General features: G+C 57.1%; 19 protein-coding genes. 4 read left to right on the top strand and 15 right to left on the bottom strand.

All coding sequences use genetic code 11. The features are described 5' to 3' along the window. Nucleotides 1–46: 46 nt before the first annotated feature. The 5 genes from malZ to phoB form a co-directional block, all read right to left on the bottom strand. Complete coding sequence (malZ, locus tag QLG21_RS05545) at nt 47–1,864, bottom strand: maltodextrin glucosidase (protein ID WP_282484029.1); 1,818 nt, start codon at nt 1,862–1,864, stop codon at nt 47–49. A gap of 139 nt (nt 1,865–2,003) precedes the next feature. Next, nucleotides 2,004–3,377, bottom strand: coding sequence for a proline-specific permease ProY (gene proY / locus QLG21_RS05540; protein WP_006176857.1), 1,374 nt, complete (start codon nt 3,375–3,377; stop codon nt 2,004–2,006). Nucleotides 3,378–3,457: 80 nt separating this feature from the next. Then, on the bottom strand, nt 3,458–4,777 hold the full coding sequence (gene brnQ / locus QLG21_RS05535; protein ID WP_282484028.1) for a branched-chain amino acid transporter carrier protein BrnQ: 1,320 nt from the start codon (nt 4,775–4,777) through the stop codon (nt 3,458–3,460). Nucleotides 4,778–5,186: 409 nt separating this feature from the next. Next, complete coding sequence (gene phoR, locus QLG21_RS05530) at nt 5,187–6,482, bottom strand: phosphate regulon sensor histidine kinase PhoR (protein ID WP_058609312.1); 1,296 nt, start codon at nt 6,480–6,482, stop codon at nt 5,187–5,189. A 21-nt stretch (nt 6,483–6,503) separates the two neighbouring features. After that, complete coding sequence (gene phoB, locus QLG21_RS05525; RefSeq protein ID WP_006176854.1) at nt 6,504–7,193, bottom strand: phosphate response regulator transcription factor PhoB; 690 nt, start codon at nt 7,191–7,193, stop codon at nt 6,504–6,506. A gap of 185 nt (nt 7,194–7,378) precedes the next feature. Between phoB and sbcD the strand changes: the two genes are divergently transcribed. Both sbcD and sbcC read left to right on the top strand, forming a co-directional pair. Beyond that, on the top strand, nt 7,379–8,584 hold the full coding sequence (gene sbcD, locus QLG21_RS05520) for an exonuclease subunit SbcD (RefSeq protein WP_282484027.1): 1,206 nt from the start codon (nt 7,379–7,381) through the stop codon (nt 8,582–8,584). Beyond that, nucleotides 8,581–11,712 carry an exonuclease subunit SbcC gene (gene sbcC, locus QLG21_RS05515; RefSeq protein WP_282484026.1) on the top strand — a complete coding sequence of 1,044 codons (3,132 nt, stop codon included), beginning with the start codon at nt 8,581–8,583 and terminating at the stop codon, nt 11,710–11,712. The genes sbcD and sbcC overlap by 4 nt, the downstream gene beginning before the upstream one ends. 136 nt (nt 11,713–11,848) lie before the next feature. Here the strand turns inward: sbcC and mak are convergent, their stop codons facing one another. Further along, complete coding sequence (mak, locus tag QLG21_RS05510; RefSeq protein WP_282484025.1) at nt 11,849–12,754, bottom strand: fructokinase; 906 nt, start codon at nt 12,752–12,754, stop codon at nt 11,849–11,851. A gap of 123 nt (nt 12,755–12,877) precedes the next feature. On the opposite strand from mak, the gene rdgC reads away from it, so the two are divergent. Next, nucleotides 12,878–13,792 carry a recombination-associated protein RdgC gene (gene rdgC, locus QLG21_RS05505; RefSeq protein WP_006176850.1) on the top strand — a complete coding sequence of 305 codons (915 nt, stop codon included), beginning with the start codon at nt 12,878–12,880 and terminating at the stop codon, nt 13,790–13,792. 45 nt (nt 13,793–13,837) lie between these two features. On the opposite strand, the gene ppnP is transcribed toward rdgC, so the two are convergent. The 5 genes from ppnP to QLG21_RS05480 form a co-directional block, all read right to left on the bottom strand. After that, nucleotides 13,838–14,125, bottom strand: coding sequence for a pyrimidine/purine nucleoside phosphorylase (ppnP, locus tag QLG21_RS05500; RefSeq protein ID WP_282484024.1), 288 nt, complete (start codon nt 14,123–14,125; stop codon nt 13,838–13,840). Nucleotides 14,126–14,196: 71 nt separating this feature from the next. Then, nucleotides 14,197–14,874: an AroM family protein gene (locus QLG21_RS05495; protein WP_282484023.1), complete on the bottom strand. Its 678-nt coding sequence runs from the start codon at nt 14,872–14,874 to the stop codon at nt 14,197–14,199. 236 nt (nt 14,875–15,110) lie between these two features. After that, complete coding sequence (gene yaiA / locus QLG21_RS05490) at nt 15,111–15,302, bottom strand: protein YaiA (protein WP_006176847.1); 192 nt, start codon at nt 15,300–15,302, stop codon at nt 15,111–15,113. A gap of 44 nt (nt 15,303–15,346) precedes the next feature. Then, on the bottom strand, nt 15,347–15,871 hold the full coding sequence (gene aroL / locus QLG21_RS05485; protein WP_006176846.1) for a shikimate kinase AroL: 525 nt from the start codon (nt 15,869–15,871) through the stop codon (nt 15,347–15,349). Between the two features lie 141 nt (nt 15,872–16,012). After that, nucleotides 16,013–16,474, bottom strand: coding sequence for a YaiI/YqxD family protein (locus QLG21_RS05480; protein WP_058609316.1), 462 nt, complete (start codon nt 16,472–16,474; stop codon nt 16,013–16,015). Between the two features lie 95 nt (nt 16,475–16,569). Between QLG21_RS05480 and proC the strand changes: the two genes are divergently transcribed. Then, the gene (proC, locus tag QLG21_RS05475; protein ID WP_006176844.1) at nt 16,570–17,379 is read left to right on the top strand and encodes a pyrroline-5-carboxylate reductase; all 810 of its coding nucleotides are present in this window, start codon (nt 16,570–16,572) and stop codon (nt 17,377–17,379) included. A 16-nt stretch (nt 17,380–17,395) separates the two neighbouring features. Here the strand turns inward: proC and adrA are convergent, their stop codons facing one another. The 4 genes from adrA to iraP all read right to left on the bottom strand — a co-directional run bounded on the left by adrA (nt 17,396) and on the right by iraP (nt 20,789). Continuing rightward, nucleotides 17,396–18,499, bottom strand: coding sequence for a diguanylate cyclase AdrA (gene adrA, locus QLG21_RS05470; RefSeq protein WP_282484022.1), 1,104 nt, complete (start codon nt 18,497–18,499; stop codon nt 17,396–17,398). A gap of 102 nt (nt 18,500–18,601) precedes the next feature. After that, a complete protein-coding gene (gene psiF, locus QLG21_RS05465; RefSeq protein WP_006176842.1) occupies nt 18,602–18,922 on the bottom strand; it encodes a phosphate starvation-inducible protein PsiF in 321 nt (106 codons plus the stop codon). A 91-nt stretch (nt 18,923–19,013) separates the two neighbouring features. Continuing rightward, nucleotides 19,014–20,429, bottom strand: coding sequence for an alkaline phosphatase (phoA, locus tag QLG21_RS05460; RefSeq protein ID WP_282484021.1), 1,416 nt, complete (start codon nt 20,427–20,429; stop codon nt 19,014–19,016). A 99-nt stretch (nt 20,430–20,528) separates the two neighbouring features. Continuing rightward, a complete protein-coding gene (gene iraP, locus QLG21_RS05455; RefSeq protein ID WP_006176840.1) occupies nt 20,529–20,789 on the bottom strand; it encodes an anti-adapter protein IraP in 261 nt (86 codons plus the stop codon). Between the last annotated feature and the right edge of the window lie 151 nt (nt 20,790–20,940).

Genomic DNA, 20,940 nt, shown 5'->3' with positions numbered 1-20,940 from the left:
AATTGCATTTACGCTATCCTAAAAGTTGGAAACACTCCCTGTCGCGTTAACTGCCGAGCCAGATCGTCGCGGATATCGTCGGCAGCGCCAGCACGCCGTCATGAATTGTCGCCTTGCCCTCTTTATTTTTCCACGTCGCCACCTTCAGCAGCGGGGAATCATCCAGCACCACCTCACAGGCTTCACCACGGTTTATCGCCACCAGCACGCGCTGCTGGTTATAGACGCGGACAAACACCACCACGTTATCGTGGGCGTAGACCACCTGACAGCCGCCGTAGCGCAGGGCGAGACTCTGTTTACGCACTTTCGCCAGACGCTGATAGAGGCTCAACAGCACCTTGTCCTGTTTTTCTGGCTCCCATGGGAAGGTTTTGCGGCAGAACGGATCGTTATTGCCATCCAGCCCCACCTCATCGCCGTAGTAAATGCAGGGTATACCCGGCCAGGTAAAGAGCCAGGTAACGGCCAGCGGCAGGCGTGTCACGTCCTTACCCAGTAGCGATTTAAAGCGGGCGGTATCGTGGCTGTCCAGCTGGTTGAACATCCTGAGCTGCTGCTGATGCGACAGGCCAGCGCGGTAATTATCCATCCACGCCATGCAGGTTTCAGCGTCGATATGCTGCGGATCGTAAGAGATATCCGTGTTGGCAAGGAATCCCCACAGTGGGAAGGTAAAGCCGCGATAGTTCATCGACGCATCTTCCGCATCGGCCTGCAGCCACTGGCGGGCGTCGCCAAAATGTTCACCAAAGACGAACGCGTCGGGGTTGGCGACTTTCGCCGAGTAGGTGATTGCGGCAACGTGGGTCAGGTTGTTTCGCGCCCCACCCGCTTCGCCCAGCATATGCACCACGTCCAGCCGCCAGCCGTCCATGCTCCACGGCGCCTTCAGCCAGTGGCGCACAATGCTCTCTTCGCCACCGTAAATCTCATTCACCAGCGTGGGCGACTGAAAATCCAGCTTTGGCAGGCTGGGATAGCCCAGCCAGTCGAGCGTGCGCCCTTCCTCATCGAAGCTGTACCAGTCGCGCTGCGGCGAATCCGGGTTGTGGCACGCGCCGCCCATCGACTGGTTATGGCGATCAAACCAGGCGTGCGAATCGCCGCTGTGGTTGAATACGCCGTCCAGAACCAGACGCATACCTTCGCGCTGCGTATTTTCACGTAAGCGCAGGAGCGCTTCATCGCCGCCAAACTGCTCGTCAACGTGACGATAGTCCTGGGTATCGTATTTGTGCACGCTCGGGGCTTTAAACACCGGATTCAGGTACAACGCGGTGACGCCGAGGGATTTCAGGTACGGAAGTTTTGCGCTGATCCCGTCGAGATCGCCGCCGTAAAAGGTCGAGCCGCCCGCCTGCGCGGTAAGCGGTTCATCCCATGCTTTCAGGATAATGTCGTGCCCTGCCGCATGGTGGTAATAGACCTTATCCTGATCCGCGGTCCGCTTTTCGCTTCGGGCAAAGCGGTCCGGGAAAATCTGGTAAAAGACCTGGTCATTAACCCACTGCGGGCCGTGATCGGGATAATCCACCGCGAACTGCTCCAGGCGCGCGGGCGGGAAACGGCTGAACCCCTGCGGAGTGAACCACAGCTGGCGGTTATTCCACAGCAGTTTAAAGCTATAGCGCCGACGCGGCTGGCCGCTGACCAAATCAATATTCGCCCGCCACGCCGTCACCCCTGGCTGCGGCTGGCTGCGCTGTTTGTGCATTTTCAGCGTCGTTTCTTCGTTATCCACTTCAGCGCGAAGCGTCACGCGTTCAGGCTGATTTTCTCCTGTCAGCCAGAGCGTAATCACCAGATTGTCTTTGTTTTGCTTAACAAATGGGGCAACCGGAAGGTGCCAGGCATTTAACATCACGAATCCCCTTTGATGAAATTGACGTCACCTTGCCACAGGGTAGTTAAGGTTAGCTCACCATGAGGGGATTTATTGGGGGAGGAGGACGGGGGAGGAGGCATTAGGCCCCTCTCCCACAGGGAGAGGGGAAAGAGGATTACTGCGCTTGCGCCAGCTGACGGTCATGGCGGCGTTTAAACACCCAGCCCACCAGCAGCAGGACGATCCACGCCAGGCCGACGTACAGCGAAATGCGGGTATCCGGGTGATAGCCAATCAGACCGATGATAAACACCAGGAAGATCAGCCCGGCCACGGTGGTTGGTACCCCGCCCGGCACTTTAAACTTCAGCGCCTTAACCTCGTCCGGCGGCAGCCGACGGCGGAATGCAATCTGCGACAGCAAAATCATGATCCACACCCACACGGTAGCGAACGTGGCCAGCGAGGCAATCACCAGGAAGACGTTTTCCGGCATGATGTAGTTCAGGTAAACCGAGAACAGCAGCGCAACGGTCATGACCACCACCGTCACCCACGGCGTACCGCGGCGCGACGTTTTGGCAAACACCTTCGGCGCGCTGCCCTGCTCCGCCATGCCGTGCAGCATACGGCCTACGCCAAACACGTCACTGTTGATCGCGGAAAGCGACGCGGTGAGCACCACGAAGTTCAGAATGCTGGCCGCAAAGGCAATGCCCATGTGCTGGAAGGTCAACACGAACGGACTGCCGTTGGTGCCCACCTGGTTCCACGGATAAATGGACATGATCACGAACAGCGTACCCACGTAGAACACCAGAATACGCATCGGCACGGAGTTGATGGCGCGCGGAATGGATTTCTCCGGGTCTTTCGCTTCGCCCGCGGTAATACCGATAATCTCGATCCCACCGTAGGCAAACATCACCATCTGCAGCGACATCACCATTCCAAGCCAGCCGTTGCTGAAGAAGCCACCGTTGGTCCACAGGTTATGGATCCCGGTCGGCTGCCCGCCGTTACCAATACCCCAGATGATAATGCCAAAACCGGCGAGGATCATGATGATGATGGTCGCGACTTTGAAGAAGGAGAACCAGAACTCCAGTTCGCCAAACACCTTCACGCTCATCAGATTCACGGCGCAGATGATCAGCACGACGCTCAGCACCCATATCCAGTGCGGGACGGCGGGGAACCAGACGCCCATATAGATACCAAACGCCGTGACGTCGGCAATTGCCACTATCAGGATTTCAAAGCAGTAGGTCCACCCGGTAATGAAGCCCGCCAGTGGGCCGAGGTTTTCCTGAGCATAACGCGAGAAGGAGCTGGCGGACGGATTATGAACCGACATCTCCCCGAGCGCGCGCATAATGATGTAGGCCGCCACGCCGCCGATGATATAGGCCAGCAGCACGCTTGGACCGGCCATTTTGATGGCATCTGCCGAGCCATAAAAAAGACCGGTACCGATAGCAGAGCCCAGCGCCATAAAGCGGATGTGGCGAGTGCTCAGTCCACGTTTAAGTTTGTTAGTGCTTTCCATTTAAGTCTTGCCATTCAACACGAAAAAACAAAAAACCACGGGGCCTTAAGCCCCGTGGTTAAACACTTTGTTGCCGTTGATTAATGGGCGTTCGATGTTACCTGACGCCCTGCTGCACGGTCCCAGACAATAGCCAGAACCAGCGCGACAACGGTAGGCAGCAGCCAGGCCAGACCTTGCTCGGACAGCGGCAGACGCTGTGTCCAGCCAGGCAGCACTTCACTGAATGCCGATGCTTTAATCCCGTCAAGGATACCAAAAATCAGGCTGATAAACATGGCCGGCGCAATAATTCGCGAGGAGTTGTTCCACCATGGACGGGTAAAGCTCAGCACCACCAGCACGATGCACGGCGGATAGATGGCCGTCAGCACCGGAATAGAGATTTGAATCAGGTGGCTCAGCCCCAGGTTGGATACCGCCATGGAGAAGATGCCAAGGATAAAGACCAGCGTGCGGTAAGAGAGCGGCAGATACTGGGCAAAGAACTCCGCACAGGCGCAGGTCAGGCCAACCGCGGTCACCAGACACGCCAGGAAGATCAGTACCGCCAGCAGCATGCTACCCGCACCACCAAAGGTGTGCTGAACGTAAGCATGCAGGATCGCCGCACCGTTGGCATTCTGATCAACCAGCGTTGCGCTATCGGACCCCAGGCGGAACAGCGCCAGATACAGCAGCGTCAGGCCCACACCGGCCATCAGGCCAGCCCAGATGGTGTAGCGGGTCAACAGACGCGCTTCGGTCACGCCGCGAGAACGCGCGGCATTAACGATAACAATACCGAAGACCATCGCACCCAGCGTATCCATCGTCAGATAGCCGTTTACAAAGCCGTTAGAGAAGGCTGCGTTCTGGTAGGCATCCATCGCGTGGCTGATAAGCCCCGCTGGCCAGATGATGGCGGCAACGGCCAGCACGATCAGCGCAATGATTTTCAGCGGAGCCAGGAAGTTACCCACGGTATCCAGCAGCTTGCCCGGATAGAGGGAAACCAGAATCACGATGGCAAAATAAACCAGGCTGTAGATAAACAGCGGCATCGCGCCGTCACCGGTCAGCGGAGCAATCCCCACTTCGAAGGAGACGGTCGCGGTACGCGGGGTCGCAAACAGCGGGCCAACGGCCAGATAGCAGACGGTCGCCAGCAGGACGCCCGCCACTTTGCCAATTGGCGTGCTGAGGCTATCGACGCCGCCACCCACTTTCGCCAGCGCGACCACGGTCAGCACCGGCAGCCCCACGGCAGTAATCAGGAAGCCAAACGCGGCGGTCCAGACGTGTTCACCCGCCTGTAAACCAACCATAGGAGGGAAAATGATGTTGCCTGCGCCAACGAACAGCGCAAATGTCATAAAGCCCAGCGCGATGATGTCACGCGATTTTAAGTGATGGGTCATAGAACCTTACTGCCTGTGGATGTGGTGTTGAAAACGTTGAGATTTTCGCCATCCCTCGCGGGACGATACAGCGGAAAATTTGCTCAATTTCAGCGGGATATGCTCCCGTCCTGGCGTGGCGAAGAATAGTTTTTCGATTTACCACGCAAATACAGTCGGTCTGACAGTATATGGGGGGCAATTTAAACGCTTATAACGTTTAAAGGCAAGGAGGGATCGTAAAACCAGAACAATATACCAGCATAGAAATTCAAGGTAGCACGATACGCCATATTCAGGAAAAACCCATGGCTAATCATGCGAACAAAAAAACAACAGCCGTATAATATTCACCCGCGTTTCGCTTGACTGCAAAGCAAACGGGCCAGCATACGCTGACCCGTGGAAAGGTAAAATGACACATCCGCCGTCAGGCGATCTTTTTGGCAATCAATCGTTCCGGCATGACGAAACTGAAACGGGTTCCTTTGCCCGGCGTACTCTGAATATCAAGACGGCTTTCGTGGTGATTCACCGCATGTTTCACAATCGCCAGTCCAAGACCGCTTCCCCCGGTCTGGCGTGAGCGCGCTTTATCCACACGGTAAAAACGCTCGGTCAGGCGCGGAAGGTGCTCCGGCGCAATGCCCGGCCCGTTATCCTCGACGCTAAACTCAGCCCCCGCCGGGGTAGGCTGCCAGCGCACTACGATATGCGTTCCCTCCGGCGTGTGATTCACCGCGTTATAGACCAGGTTGGAGATGGCGCTGCGCAGTTCATCCTCGCTGCCGAGCACTTTGAGGCTGTTATCCACCTCAAAGCTGAAGGTGTGTTTCTTATGGCTTAACGTCTGTGCTTCACGCTCCACCACGCGCAGCATCATCGGCACGTCTATGGTGTCAGTGAGCGCCAGCGACGGAGCCGCTTCAATTTTCGAGAGCGTCAGCAGCTGCTTCACCAGCCCTTCCATCCGGTGCGTCTGCTCGCGCATGGTGTGCAGCGCCTTCTCGCGCGGTGCTCCTTCCAGCGTTTGCTCCTGCATCATCTCCAGATAGCCCTGCAGCACCGTCAGCGGCGTGCGCAGTTCGTGGCTAACGTTGGCGAAGAAGTTGCGGCGCGCCCCTTCCAGCTGGTGCATCTGGGTCACGTCGCGCGCCACCATCAGCCACTGCCGATCGCTGTAGGGCATCACGCGGATCTCAAGATGACGGCCATTGTTGAGCTTCAGATCGTGCGGGCGGGTAAAGTCACGCTTTTTGAGGTACAGCGTGAACTCGGGATAACGCAGAAGGTTAAGGATATTCTGACCATTGTCATCCGGCCAGCGCAGGCCGAGCAGCTGTTGCGCCAGGCCGTTACACCAGAAGATGGTTCCCTCTTCGGTGGTTAAAATAACCGCGTCCGGCAGCGATTCTGCGCCGCTGCGAAAGCGTTTTATCAGGCTGCCCAGCTCGCGGCGGCGCTTTTTATTACGCATCTGCATCTGGTGCAGGCCGTACAGCAGCGGCTCCCAGCTTCCGCTTCCCGGCGGAGGGGTCATACTTCTGTCCACCCACAGCCACCAGGAGAGGCGCAGCAGATTCCAGAAATGCCAGATCAGCAGTCCGGTCACCGCGGCCAGTAAAAACCACGGCAGATAGCCAAAAATAGCCCCCAGAATGAAGGCCGGAATACAGCATAAGATCAGTTCAAAGACGAGCCTTTTCCATGACAGACGTTCCAGCACGCGTCACACTCCTGTCATTGTTCAGAAACGGGTCGAAAAACGATAACCCGTGCCGCGGACCGTCTGCACCATGCGATCGTGGCCGCTCAGTTCCAGCGCTTTACGCAGGCGGCGAATATGGACGTCAACCGTTCGGTCTTCGACATAGACGTTAGTTCCCCAGACGTTATTCAGCAACTGTTCGCGGCTGTATACGCGCTCAGGGTGGGTCATAAAGAAGTGCAGGAGCTTAAATTCTGTCGGCCCCATGTCGAGAGGATTTTCGCCGGTCATGACGCGGTGCGAGGTCGGGTCAAGGCTCAGGCCCTGCATCTCAATCACCTCTTCCACCGCCATCGGCGAAATACGGCGCATCACGGCTTTAATGCGGGCAACCAGCTCCTTCGGGGAGAACGGCTTGGTAATGTAATCATCCGCGCCGGTTTCCAGACCGCGAACGCGATCCTCTTCTTCACCGCGCGCCGTCAGCATGACCACCGGAATATCGCGGGTCATCGCTTCACGTTTAATGTGTTTGATAAACTGCAGTCCGGAGCCGCCGGGCAGCATCCAGTCCAGCAGGATCAAGTCGGGCCAGGGTTCATTCAGCTGATTCACCGCGCTGTCATAATCTTCCGCTTCAATCGGCTGGAAACCGTTTTGTTCGAGCACGAAGCACACCATTTCACGAATCGGAGCTTCATCTTCTACGACCAGAATACGTCTCGCCATACTTTGCCCTGTTTTGTCTTATTTAAGTTACATGTTGTAATTCGGCGCCATTATGCGTCAGATTTATGACAGATTTATGAAAAACATTACCATCATCAATGGCAAACTGTTGTTTTATTACAGCGGTTATTTTCCGTTCCCTGAAAGTTTATAATCCCCCCATCTTTTTTCGCCACGGATCTGATATGCGCATACTTCACACCTCGGACTGGCATCTGGGTCAAAATTTTTACAGCAAAAGCCGCGCCGCTGAACATGAAGCGTTTCTGAACTGGCTGCTGGAGACGGCCCGGTTGCAGGAGGTCGACGCAATTATCGTGGCAGGCGATATTTTTGATACCGGACAGCCGCCGAGCTATGCGCGCGAGTTGTATAACCGCTTTGTGGTCAACCTGCAGCAAACCGGCTGTCATCTGGTGATTGTCGCGGGCAACCATGACTCCGTCGCCACGTTGAATGAATCCCGCGATATTCTGGCGTTCCTCAACACGACCGTGGTGGCGAGTGCCGGGCACGCGCCGCAGATCCTGAACAAACGCGACGGCACGCCGGGGGCAGTGCTGTGCCCGATCCCATTTTTACGCCCGCGGGATATCGTTCAAAGCCAGGCAGGCCTTTCCGGCAGCGAAAAGCAGAAGCATTTATTGCAGGCCATCACCGACTATTATCATCAGCAGCACGCACAGGCCTGCACCCTGCGCGGTGAACAACCTCTTCCCGTTATTGCCACCGGCCATTTGACCACCGTCGGAGCCAGTAAAAGTGACGCGGTGCGCGAGATCTATATCGGCACCCTGGACGCCTTCCCGGCGCAAAACTTCCCGCCCGCCGACTACATCGCCCTTGGGCACATTCACCGCGCGCAGGTGATCGGCGGCTGCGAACACATCCGCTACTGTGGCTCGCCCATTCCGCTCAGTTTTGACGAAACGGGCAAGGCGAAATGCGTGCATCTGGTGAGCTTCACCGACGGCAAACTCAGCGCCGTTGAGCCGCTGGAAGTCCCTGTCACCCAGCCGCTGGCGGTACTGAAGGGCGATCTGGCCGCCATTACCGCCCAGCTTGAGCAGTGGCGCGGCGCAGAGCTTAACCCGCCCGTCTGGCTGGATATCGAAATCACCACCGACGACTACCTGCACGATATGCAGCGTAAAATTCAGGCGCTGACGGAAGATCTTCCCGTCGAAGTGTTGCTGGTACGCCGCAGCCGCGAGCAGCGCGAGAAACTTCTCTCAGGTGCCCGGCGCGAAACGCTTAGCGAACTCCGGGTGGAAGAGGTCTTCGAGCGGCGGCTTGCGCATGAAGAGCTGGACGATGACAGACGCACAAGGCTCAACGAGCTGTTTGTTCAGACTCTGCACACCCTGCATGACGAGGAAGAAAGCGCATGAAAATTCTCAGCCTGCGTCTGAAAAACCTCAACTCGCTCAAGGGCGAGTGGAAAATCGATTTTACCGCTGAGCCTTTTGCCAGCAACGGGCTGTTTGCCATTACCGGTGCCACCGGTGCAGGCAAAACCACCCTTCTCGACGCCATTTGTCTGGCGCTGTACCACGAAACGCCGCGCCTGCAAAAAGTGTCTCAGGCGCAAAACGACCTGATGACGCGCGACACCGCCGAGTGCCTGGCAGAGGTGGAATTCGAGGTCAAAGGCATCGCCTACCGCGCGTTCTGGAGCCAGAACCGGGCGCGCAATCAGCCGGACGGGAACTTACAGGCTCCGCGCGTGGAGCTGGCGCGCTGCGAAGACGGCAAAATTCTCGCCGATAAAGTGACGGATAAACTGGAACAAACCGCCGCGCTCACCGGGCTGGACTATGGCCGCTTTACCCGCTCAATGCTGCTCTCTCAGGGGCAATTCGCCGCGTTTCTTAATGCTAAGCCGAGCGATCGCGCCGAGCTGCTGGAGGAGCTGACCGGCACCGAGATCTACGGGCAGATTTCGGCCATGGTGTTTGAGAAGCACAAAGCCGCCCGCAGCGCGCTGGAAAAGTGTGAAGCGCAGGCCGCGGGCGTCGTGCTGTTAAGCGAAGAGCAACAGCAGCAGTTGCAGCAAAGTTTGCAGGTGCTTACTGACGAAGAGAAAACCCTGCTGGCAGAGCAGCAAAGCCACCAGAAAGCGTTCCAGTGGCTGACGCGCAGCGACGAGCTGATTCGTGAACAGCAGCGCGCCGCCGCTTCGCAGCAGCAGGCGCAGCAGGCACTGACCGATGCCGCGCCTGAGCTGGCAAAGCTCCAGCTGGCTCACCCCGCCGCCCAGCTACGCCCGCTGTGGGAGCGCCAGCAGGAGCAAACCACCCGCCTGGCGCAGACGACCCAGGTCATTGCTGAAGTAAACACTCGCTTACTCGACAGAGCAGCGCTGCGCTCGCGTATCCGCAACGGCGCGCTTCGCCATCGGGAGCAGCTGCAGGCAGAGCATACGGCTCTGGCGCAATGGCTGAGCGAACAGGATCGTTTTCGCCAGTGGGGACAAGAGATTGCTGGCTGGCGGGCGCAGTTCGCGCAGCTGAATCGCGATAACAGCCAGCTTGCGGCACAATCGGCGCGCATTGCTGAACTGCGCCAGAAGCTGGCTGAAATGCCGGAGAGCGCGCTGACGCTGACGGCTGAGGCTATCACCACGGCAATGGAGCAGCAGGCGCAGTCACGGGCGCTCCGTCAGCGTCTGACCGCGCTACACGCGCGCTATCAGCCACTGCAAAAACGGCTGCGCCAGAATGCGCAAAGCGTGCAGAAAGCGCAGGCTGAGCAGGTAAAACTTAACGAAACCCTGAGCCTGCGTCGTCAGCAGTACAAAGAAAAAAACCAGCACTATCAGGATGTTGTTACGCTTTGCGAACAAGAAAAAACCATCAAGAAACTGGAGGCGGAGCGGGCAGATTTGCAGGCAGGCAAACCTTGCCCGCTCTGCGGTTCAACCACTCATCCGGCCGTCACGGAATACCGGGCGCTGGAGCTGAGCGCCAACCAGCTGCGTCGTGACGCGTTAGCCAAAGAGGTTGCCACGCTAAAAGACGAAGGGTTGCTGGTGCTCGGGCAGGTGAATGCCCTGACCCAACAGATCCAGCGCGAGACAGAAGAAGCTCAGGCGCTCTCTCAGGAAGAGCAAGCACTCACTAAAGAGTGGCTGGAGGTCTGCACCTCCCTGAACATAGCGCTGAACATTCAGGATGATATCGCCCCCTGGATGAGCGAGCAGGAGCAGTACGAACGCCAGCTGTATCAGCTCAGCCAGCGCCTGACCCTGCAAAACCAGCTCAATGAACTGGACGCACAGGCGCGCCAGTACCAGCAGCAGCTGACGTCGACGCGTCAGGCACTGTCATCCTCGCTCCAGTCGCTGTCGCTTAACGTGCCCGATGACGGGACTGAAAGCGTCTGGCTCAGCGCACGCGAAACCGAATATGCTCAATGGCAGGAAAAACAGACCCAGCACGCCGCGATTCAGGAACGTATAAACGCGTTGATACCCATTCTGGATACGCTGCCGGTCGGCGACGACGCACAAGCCGAAGCGGTGATTCCTGAACACTGGCGCGCGATCCACGACGAATGCGTGTCGCTGCAAAGTCAGCTCAGCACGCTTCAGCAGCAAGAGACACTGGAGCGCGAACGGCTCCAGCACTCTCAGGCCCAGTTCAGCGCCGCGCTGGACGCAAGCTGCTTCACCGATCGCGACGCGTTCCTTGCCACACTGCTGGATGAGGATACCCTCCGTCGTCTTGAACAGCTTAAGCAGACGCGTGAAAATCAGCTTCAGCAGGCCACAGCGCTGGCCGGGAAGGCCAATCAGCAGCTTGCCGAACATCAGACGCTTCGCCCGCAGGGGCTGGAAGCCGATGCACCTGCGCTGCAGGCGACGCTGACGCAGCTGGCGCAAAAACTGCGTGAAAACACGACGCGCCAGGGTGAAATCCGCCAGCAGCTTAAGCAGGACAGCGACAACCGGCTGCATCAGCAGGTGCTGATGCAGCAAATTGAAGAGAGCGCCCGCCTGGCCGACGACTGGGGATACCTGAATGCGCTGATTGGTTCCAGTACGGGCGACAAATTCCGTAAGTTCGCGCAAGGCCTTACGCTGGATAATCTGGTGTGGCTCGCCAACCAGCAGCTTAACCGGCTGCACGGGCGCTACCTGCTTCAGCGCAAGGCCAGCGACGCCCTGGAGCTGGAAGTGGTCGATACCTGGCAGGCCGATGCCGTGCGTGATACGCGAACCCTTTCCGGGGGAGAGAGCTTCCTGGTCAGCCTGGCGCTAGCCCTGGCGCTTTCTGACCTGGTGAGCCACAAAACCCGCATTGATTCCCTGTTCCTTGACGAGGGCTTCGGCACCCTCGACAGCGAAACGCTGGATACCGCGCTGGACGCGCTCGACGCGCTGAACGCCACCGGGAAAACCATTGGCGTGATCAGCCATGTCGAGGCGATGAAAGAGCGCATTCCGGTGCAGATCAAAGTGAAGAAAATTAACGGACTGGGTTATAGCAGGCTGGATAAGGTGTTTGCGGTGGGGTGAGGGTACAGTGGTGCGGTCTGATGCCCTCACCCTAACCCTCTCCCACGGGGAGAGGGAATTGATCCCCCTCTCCCTCGAGGGAGAGGGCTGGGGTGAGGGGGAGCGGGCCGCACCACGGGCCGCACCACCCGATATCTCACTGTGGCCACAGCCACGCTGCGCCGCGCACGCCGCTGGAATCCCCGTGCACCGCTTTGCGGATGGGGGTTTCGCACTCTCCGCCGAAGACCCACTGCTTCACCAGGTTTGGCACCGTGGCGTACAGCCGATCAACGTTGCTCATGCCGCCGCCGAGGACGATAACGTCAGGATCAAGGATATTCACCACGTGCGCCAGCGATTTTGCCAGACGCATTTCGTAGCGGCTGAGCGCCAGTTCCGCTACCGGATCCTGCTCCTCAACCAGCCGCATGATCGCATTGCCCTTGAGCGACTGCCCGCTCAGACGATGGTAATCCGTGGCAAAACCGGTCCCGGAGATAAACGTCTCAATGCACCCCTGCTTGCCGCAGTAGCACGGAACCTCAGCACGGTATTTCAGCTCGTCTTCATCCATCCAGGGCAGCGGATTATGGCCCCACTCGCCCGCCGTGCCGTTACCGCCAATGTGCGCGCGGCCGCCAAACGCCACGCCTGCACCGCAGCCGGTGCCAATAATGACCGCAAAGACGGTCTGCGCGCCCGCTGCCGCGCCATCAATCGCCTCCGACACCGCCAGACAGTTGGCATCGTTTGCCAGACGCACGTCGCGGTTCAGGCGTTGACTTAAGTCTTTATCGAAAGGCTGTCCGTTGAGCCAGGTGGAATTGGCGTTTTTCACCACCCCGCTATAGGGCGAAAGCGATCCCGGGATGCCCATCCCCACGGTGCCGTGCTGCCCCGTGGCCTGCTCGGCCATCTCAATCAGGCTCGCGATTGTCTCGATGGTTTGATGATAGTCATCACGCGGCGTCGGCAGACGGTGGCGAAACAGCTGCTCCCCCTGCTCGCTCAGCGCGATAACTTCTGTTTTGGTGCCGCCCAAATCGATCCCAATACGCACAGGACACTCCTCTTTATTTTGATTATCAACAGAGTAGAAGCGGTCTACCCGATTAGCAATGCAAGCGATGCGACAATTCGCTATCATGCCCGCTGATTTAACGACAAGGCCGTGGAAATTATCATGCTGTGGTTCAAAAATTTGATGGTTTACCGTCTCAGCCGCGACGTTTCGCTGCGTGCAGAAGAGATGGAAAAACAGTTAGCCGCTTATACCTTTTCCCCTTGCGGTAGCCAGGATATGGCGAAAACCGGCTGGGTTCCGCCAATGGGTTCACAAAGCGATGCCTTGACCCACGCCAGCAGCACGGGCCAAATCATCGTCTGCGCCCGTAAAGAGGAAAAAATCCTGCCGACGCCGGTGGTGAAGCAGGCGCTCGAAGCGAAGATTTTCAAGCTGGAAGCCGAACAGGGCCGTAAGCTGAAAAAGACCGAAAAAGATTCCCTGAAGGATGAGGTGCTGCACTCGCTGCTGCCGCGCGCCTTCAGCCGCTTTAGCCAGACCATGATGTGGATAGACACCGTCAACGGGCTGATCATGGTGGACTGTGCCAGCGCCAAAAAAGCTGAAGATACGCTGGCTCTGCTGCGTAAAAGCCTCGGGTCGCTGCCGGTGGTGCCGCTGGCGCTGGAAACGCCGATTGAGCTGACCCTGACCGAATGGGTGCGTAGCGGCAGTGCCGCGCAGGGCTTCCAGATCCTGGATGAAGCCGAGCTGAAAGCGCTGCTGGAAGATGGCGGCGTGATCCGTGCCAAAAAGCAGGACCTGGTGAGCGATGAGATTGCGGTGCACATTGAAGCAGGCAAAGTGGTCACGAAACTGGCGCTCGACTGGCAGCAGCGCATTCAGTTTGTGATGTGCGACGACGGCTCCGTGAAGCGTCTGAAGTTCTGCGATGAGTTACGCGATCAGAATGAAGATATCGACAGGGAAGATTTCGCCCAGCGCTTTGACGCAGACTTTATCCTGATGACCGGCGAGCTGGCGGCGCTGATTCAGAGTCTGGTGGAAGGCCTTGGTGGAGAAGCGCAACGCTAAGGTAAAACACAGGCCGGGCACGCGTGAGCGCTACCCGGCTTAACGTTATTTCAGGTAGCGGCACAGATAAGAGGTCGGTTCAGCCACCTGCAAATGAAACTCGCTGTGGCCCGGCACGTTGAAAACCTGGCCCGCTGCAAACACTTTCCACTCTGTCTCGCCCGGCAGCAAGACGTTCAGCGCGCCGCTGACAACCGTCATCTCTTCCGCTTCTGCGGTACCAAAGGTGTATTCCCCTTCAGCCATCACGCCGATACTGGCACGGCCAGTACTGCTGCTGGTAAAACCAATGGATTTCACTTTACCGGAAAAGTATTCATTACTTTGAAGCATGGGCTGGCCCTTATATTTATTGATAAAAATTCACTATAGGGGCCAGGCTCATCGCCTGTCACGCAAAATCATCAGACCAGCAGTTCAGAGGCCAGGCGGGCCACCAGCACGTTGGACAGGAGCACCGGCACATCCAGTGCTTTTTGCAGTAAATCGCGATGCCGCTGGTGGAAACCCAGACAATCCAGCATCAGAACATCAGCACCCTTTTCAATCAGCTCCCGGCCCGCGGCAATCAGTTTTGTCTCGCTGTCCCAGAACGGATTGGCCAGCGCGTAGAGCGGGGTTTTCGGCAGGACCTTCCATTTATTGGCCTGGTTAGCCAGCAGCTCTTCGATAGGGACGATAACGCCCACCTGATGACCGTCCACAATAGAGGCAACCAGCGGCGGGATGATACGCATCGGTTCAAGGAGGATTGCATTACGCGCCACCAGGCCAGTAATGGGGGCGGTGCTCATCAGCAGGATGACGTCATAATTTTGATTATCAAGGACTTCAATGACGCCCTGCAGGGCGCGCTCAATTTTTTGTCGCGAGACGTGCGCTATTTCACCGTCACTTAACAATGTCGGCAGGGCATCCTCCCCCGGTTCAATAGCGTAGTCTTCCATGACCTCTTCCCGACTGATCTTACCCAACAGGCTCAGATGGACAATCTGTTGTTCAGAGATATGCTCGGTTAAGAGCGGTAACACTTCGCTTACGGGAACCACCCCAATAGTGAGGATCGCCAATGTTGCCTTCATTTTTTTCGCCTTCATTCACTACCACTGCGTTGACACAGGCACAGGCTCACTACGCTGCGCGCCTTCTGTTGCACTTTACCAGCACAAAAGCGTAGCAGCTGATCTTCAGACCGAAGTGTAAAGATCCCATGGCCTTTCCGAAAGCGCCTGTAATAACTAAATATTAACTCCTGCTTAACAACAACGCCGAGTTAAAAGTGTGATATCAACACAGTTGTAGCGAATTTAGGAATTTGTCAGGTCTTTTCAGGATCTTCGTAACGCCGTTTGGCGTCCCGCGCTTCCTGTTCAGTTTCATGTTCGCTGATCAGCGAGTCTGGTTTCGGGTGGTCAGCACGCAGCTGGTACCAGGTAACGGTTTGATCGCCGTTACCTTTTTCGACGGTAACAATACGGGCTTCACGCGGATAAGGGGGTCTGGTTGGCATAGTTCATCCTTTTTGACTGTCTGAACTATGAGTATAGACGGCGGCTAGCTGGCGCAAGCCAAACGCAGGGCGGTAATAATCTGAATTACCACCTCTTCAGGGGCAGCAGCGGCGTCAACCACGTGGTGTGCCGCTTCGCGGTAGAGCGCATCACGCTCCGCCAGCACCTCGCTTACCTCTTCGCTGATCGGCTTGCCGGTAAGCGTCGGGCGTTGCCCCTCTTCCGGGAAGGCTTCCAGTCTGGCCACCAGCGTGGAAACCGGGGCGCACAGATAGATTACGATCCCGTTCTCGTGCATAAACTGACGATTATAAGGTGCCAGAATGATCCCGCCGCCGGTAGCCACAACGGTGGAAGGTGCCGTTACCGCTTCGAGGGTTGCCGTTTCGCGTGCGCGAAAACTCTCCCAGCCCTCTTCGTCGACGATCTCCGCGATGGTTTTCCCGGCCTGCGTCTGTAGCCAGTGATCGGTGTCGACAAACTGACTGTGATTGATCCGCGCCAGTTCAAGACCAACGGTGGTTTTCCCACAGCCGCGGGGGCCAACTAAAAAGATGGGTGGGTTCATGACCAGGTGTTCCCCTTGAAGCCGGATGGCTGAAGACTGTAAAGAAATTATTGCAGAAGATGTTGCGTTTACTTTACTGCAAAGCGGTACGGAATGACAACCCTGTGGAGGCCACACTGTACCACAATTTAAGAAGGGTTCTTATTTCGCCGTGCGGCGCTTCACCTCGAGCAGCCATTTATCCAGTTCTGCGGCAAACTGCTGGCGGTCGCGTTGCGATAAGCTGTCTGGCCCACCGGTTTGCACACCGCTGGCGCGCATCGTATCCATAAAATCACGCATGGTGAGTTTTTCGCGAATGGTCGCAGGCGAGTAGCGTTCGCCGCGCGGATTCAGCGCCGCCGCGCCTTTCTCCAGCACTTCTGCGGCCAGCGGAATATCCGCCGTGATCACTAAATCCTCGGCGCTGCACAGGCGCACAATTTCATTGTCTGCCACGTCAAACCCCGCTGGCACGCGCAGGGAACGGATAAACTTCGACGGCGGTACGCGGATATTCTGGTTCGCCACCAGCGTCAGCTGCATCTGCACGCGGTCGGCCGCGCGGAATAAAATCTCTTTAATCACATTCGGACACGCGTCCGCATCAACCCAAATCGCCATATTGTCTCCCCTTGTTGATCTGTGACTATTGTCGCCTGCATTTCGTTGTTAAGCTATCCATCAGAGACGACAACGCATAATAACGGAGAAACGTGATGGATAAGAAAATCGGGTTTATCGGCTGCGGCAATATGGGCAAAGCGATTCTGGGCGGTCTTATCGCCAGTGGACAGGTCCTGCCGGGGCAGATTTGGGTCTATACCCCATCACCGGATAAAGTCGCGGCGCTGCGCGATGAGTATGGCGTTAATGCGGCGGAAAGCGCTCAGGAAGTGGCCCAGGTGGCGGATATCGTCTTCGGTGCTGTCAAACCTAACATCATGATTAAGGTCCTGAGCGATGTCACCTCCAGCCTGAATAAAGAGACGCTGGTGGTCTCGATTGCCGCGGGCGTGACGCTCGACCAGCTGGCGCGTGCGCTGGGACATGACCGCAAAATTGTCCGCGCCATGCCGAACACCCCTTCGCTGGTCAATGCTGGCATGACGTCCGTGACCCCGAACGCGCTGGTCACTTCTGAAGACATTGCCGATGTGCTCAATATTTTCCGCTGCTTCGGTGAGGCGGAGGTCATTAATGAGGCCATGATCCACCCGGTGGTGGGCGTGAGCGGCTCTGCACCCGCCTACGTATTTATGTTTATCGAAGCGATGGCGGATGCTGCCGTGCTGGGCGGAATGCCGCGCGCGCAGGCCTATAAATTTGCCGCACAGGCGGTGATGGGGTCTGCCAAAATGGTGCTGGAGACCGGCAAACATCCGGGTGAGCTGAAAGATATGGTCTGTTCACCGGGCGGCACGACCATCGAAGCCGTACGCGTGCTCGAGGAGCGTGGGTTCCGCTCGGCTGTCATCGAGGCGATGGAAAAATGCATGGAAAAATCAGAGGCGCTCAGTAAATCCTGATCCGCAGTGCCGGGCGTCAGGCGGCGACTTCAGTGCGTCCGCGCCCGGCGTTTTTCGCCTTATAAAGGGCAACATCAGCGGCTTTCAGCCATTCGCGATAGTGCCCAAACTGCGTCCTCCACGGCGCAACGCCGACGCTTATCCGTAACCGCACGCCGGGTGCCCGGGGTAATGTCATGTGATTCAGACGCTCATGAACGCGCGACATCGCCGCAATCGCACTCTCCGCAGGCGTGCCGGACATAATCACCGCAAACTCATCCCCACCGAAGCGGCCAATAAAATCGCCCGCGCGTAGCGACATCTGAAGCTGGCGGGTGATAGCAATAATGGCCTCATCGCCCACGTCGTGCCCCCAGGTGTCGTTAATGCTCTTAAAGTGATCGATATCGATCAGCAAAATGGTCGCTTCCCGATGGCTGCGTCGGCACTGCTCGTACTCATTGCGCAGGAGATTTTCCCAGTGGCGGCGATTGTAAACGCCGGTCATGCCGTCACGGCTGCTCATGAGTTCCAGCCGGCGCTTATGTTCGGCGAGGCGAATTGCCGTCTGGTGGCTGACCCAGGCGAAGAGCATGGGATAGAGGATCAGCACCGGCAGCGTCAGCCCCCACTCCAGCCCGCCGGGCGCGAAGGTTACGATGTTGCCGGTCAGGTGTAAGGTGATCAGCGCTGAGAGCACGGCCAGGATCGTGCCGGTTAAGAACAGGCGACAGCCGCCCGCCCCCATCATATTCATGCCGATCATCATGAACAGCGCGGCAGACGGCAACGCACCGATCCCCATCAGGCCAATCCAGACCCCGGCGATAATGGCTTCCACCTTCAGGTTGCAGACTTCCCGGCGGTAAGGCGCGGCGGAGCGGAAGGCGAGCTGCCAGGCCAGGTGCGGCCAGATAAACGCCCAGCCGACCAGCAGTAGCCACCAGCCGCCGGGCAGAAAATGGCTGACCAGCACGCCCGCAATCGGGAAAAACATCGCCGCCAGCCCCACGGTTCGCGCCAGCCGCACCCGCCGGGCAAACAGGATGCCGGAACGGTGTGAGTCATCCTGAAAAAGATCCTGATGCCACTCTTCCTGAACGCTCTCTTTAGTGTAAAAAATTTCATCATTGATCATTTTTGGGAATAGTCTGAAACAATTTCCCAAATTATAGAGAGGGGGTGTACGGGGGAAGTATGAAATTTCGGGTGAGCCACGGCACTGGCTCACCCGTTTGCACTACACCTGTTTCTTCAGGCAGGCACTCATGAATTTGCTGCGATCCTCGCCCTTAAGCATTTGCTGCGTTGCCTGGGCGCTGCATTCACGCATCTTTTGCTGCTGCGGCGTCAGGCTTTTCTCGCCCGGCTTTGAAGCGCCGTTTTTGAGGCAGTCGCTCATGTAGGTTTTACGCGCATCCCCTTTGAGGGTTTGCGCTGTCGCCTGCTGGTTGCAGGTGGTCATGCGCTGCTGCTGAGGCGTTAAGGTTTTTTCTGCCGCGTTCGCTGAAGCCATCAGGAACACGCCGGAGAGTAGCGTAATCAGTATTGTTGTTTTCATTGCACCATCCTTTTGTGAAATCACCCTTTAAGTCTGGTTCGTGGTGCAGAAAAAACCACCCGGCGGATCGCATTTCCGCCGGGAAAAACCGTTATTTCAAGCCCAGCGCCGCTTTCATGGTGTAGAAGAGATCCGTCTGGTCAGTCAGCCCTACCACGTTGGCCGCATGCGGGCCGTAGGCCGCAATGCGCAGCTGGGTGCCGGTATGCTCCATTGACTCTTCTTCAGCGTTGCCGTAGCTCATCACCATCACCGCGCCGTCTTTGGTGTTCAGCGCCTGGGTCAGGCCCGGGGCTTTAGCGTCTGACGGGATAATCTGGCTGGCATGCGCGTGGTCAGCGGTGACCACCACCAGGGTGTTACCGTCTTTCTTCGCGAACGCCAGCGCCTTCTGCACCGCTTCGTCGAGATCGACCGTTTCGCCAATCTGGCCGCATGGGTTGGCCGCGTGATCCTGTTTATCAATTGACGCACCTTCTACCTGAAGGAAGAAGCCTTTTTCATTTTTGCTCAGCAGCGAGATAGCTTTGTCCGTCATTGCCGCCAGGGTCGGCACTCTGTCATTGCGTTTTGGGTTGGGCGTGCAGGTCACGGCAGGTTTGTCGATGTTACCGTGGTAAGAGGCTTTCGGCCCTTCCCAGCGCACCGGCATATTCCCTTCAGAGAAGAGGCCCAGCAGCGGTTTGTCCTGATTCGCCTCGGCGATCGCATCCAGAGAGGCCGCATCGCTGACTATCTGGTAGCCGCGCGCCTGCGCCTGCTCGCGCAGGGTTTTACCCTGCCACTCGCCTGCCGTCGCAGTTTCTGCGAAGGTTTTCGCACCGCCGCCCAGCGTCACGTCTGGACGGGCGTTCAGCAGTTGTTCGGTAATCGAGCCTTTCCCGCCTTTTTCCAGCGCGTTACCCGGGCATTTCTCGCTGGTCACGGACGGGCCATAGCATTTCCGCGAGGTGACATGGGAAACCAGCGCCGCCGGGGTCGCATCCTGCAGCTCTGCGGTTGAAACGTTGCCCGTTGCCAGACCTGCCGCTTTGGCCATCTCAAGAATGGTTTGATGATCTTTTTCGTGGATATCCACGCCCAGCGCGCCATTGTAAGTTTTCACACCGGTTGACCATGCCGTTGCGGAGGCCGCAGAATCTGTCACGTAATCGGGTTTACCGGTTTTTTTATCCAGCGCGTAGTGGGTATATTGCCCGGTCAAGGGTAAGGCATCGATGCCTTTAAAAAATCCACCTGCCCCTTCGGCATAATTACGCGCGGCAGTAATTTCAGAATCGCCCATCCCGTCGCCAATCAGCAGAATAATATTTTTGGCGGGCTTGTCATTGAGCGATGCGCGAATAGCGGCAGTCTGATCTTCTGAAAGGCGGCGTGCTCCGCCGGGTTGGGTGATATCGCCCTGAGCCGCACGATTATCCAGCACCTGAGTATTGAGGGTATCGGCATGAATAGCGGGGGTAATTAACAGGGGAAGTAATGCGATGAAAAATGCGCTCTGTTTCAATTTATTTTCTCCATGTAAAAATACATAAAAATAAAAACAGAGCGACTATAGGCATCCTGCATGACAATTCAATGACACTGGCTCAGGCCCTGAAATCGTTTAGCTGCGAGGATGCCTTAAAAGCTTCTTTACGTATTGCTGGAGCATTTCGGCATCCTGGGCCGGAACCTGCAGGTCTGGCTTAGCCTTCTCCAGCGCCCCCTCAATGCTGTCTATCAGGGCCTGTTGCTCCTGTTTCGCCATATGCCGTAGCAGCGCCGTGACCACAATTTCCAGCGCCTCGACCTGGGCGACCAGCTCTTTTGACTCTTCTTCCTTTTCGGCAAGCTTCACCAACAACTCAGCAATGAGATTTTTCATCGTGCTATTTCCTTATGGGATTTTCCCTGAAATTAGCATTGTCATTGAATAATGCAAAGAGGAGAAAAGTATTATCTTATGCAAAAGTGATGTCGCTGCCAAAATAGAGTGAGGGAACGCGCAGCGAAACGTTTTTCTAAAAAAAGATGCT

The organism is Enterobacter sp. V87_3, assembly GCF_029967835.1.
Taxonomy (GTDB): Bacteria; Pseudomonadota; Gammaproteobacteria; order Enterobacterales; family Enterobacteriaceae; genus Enterobacter; species Enterobacter cancerogenus.
This window is presented reverse-complemented; position numbering and strand designations above follow the sequence as displayed.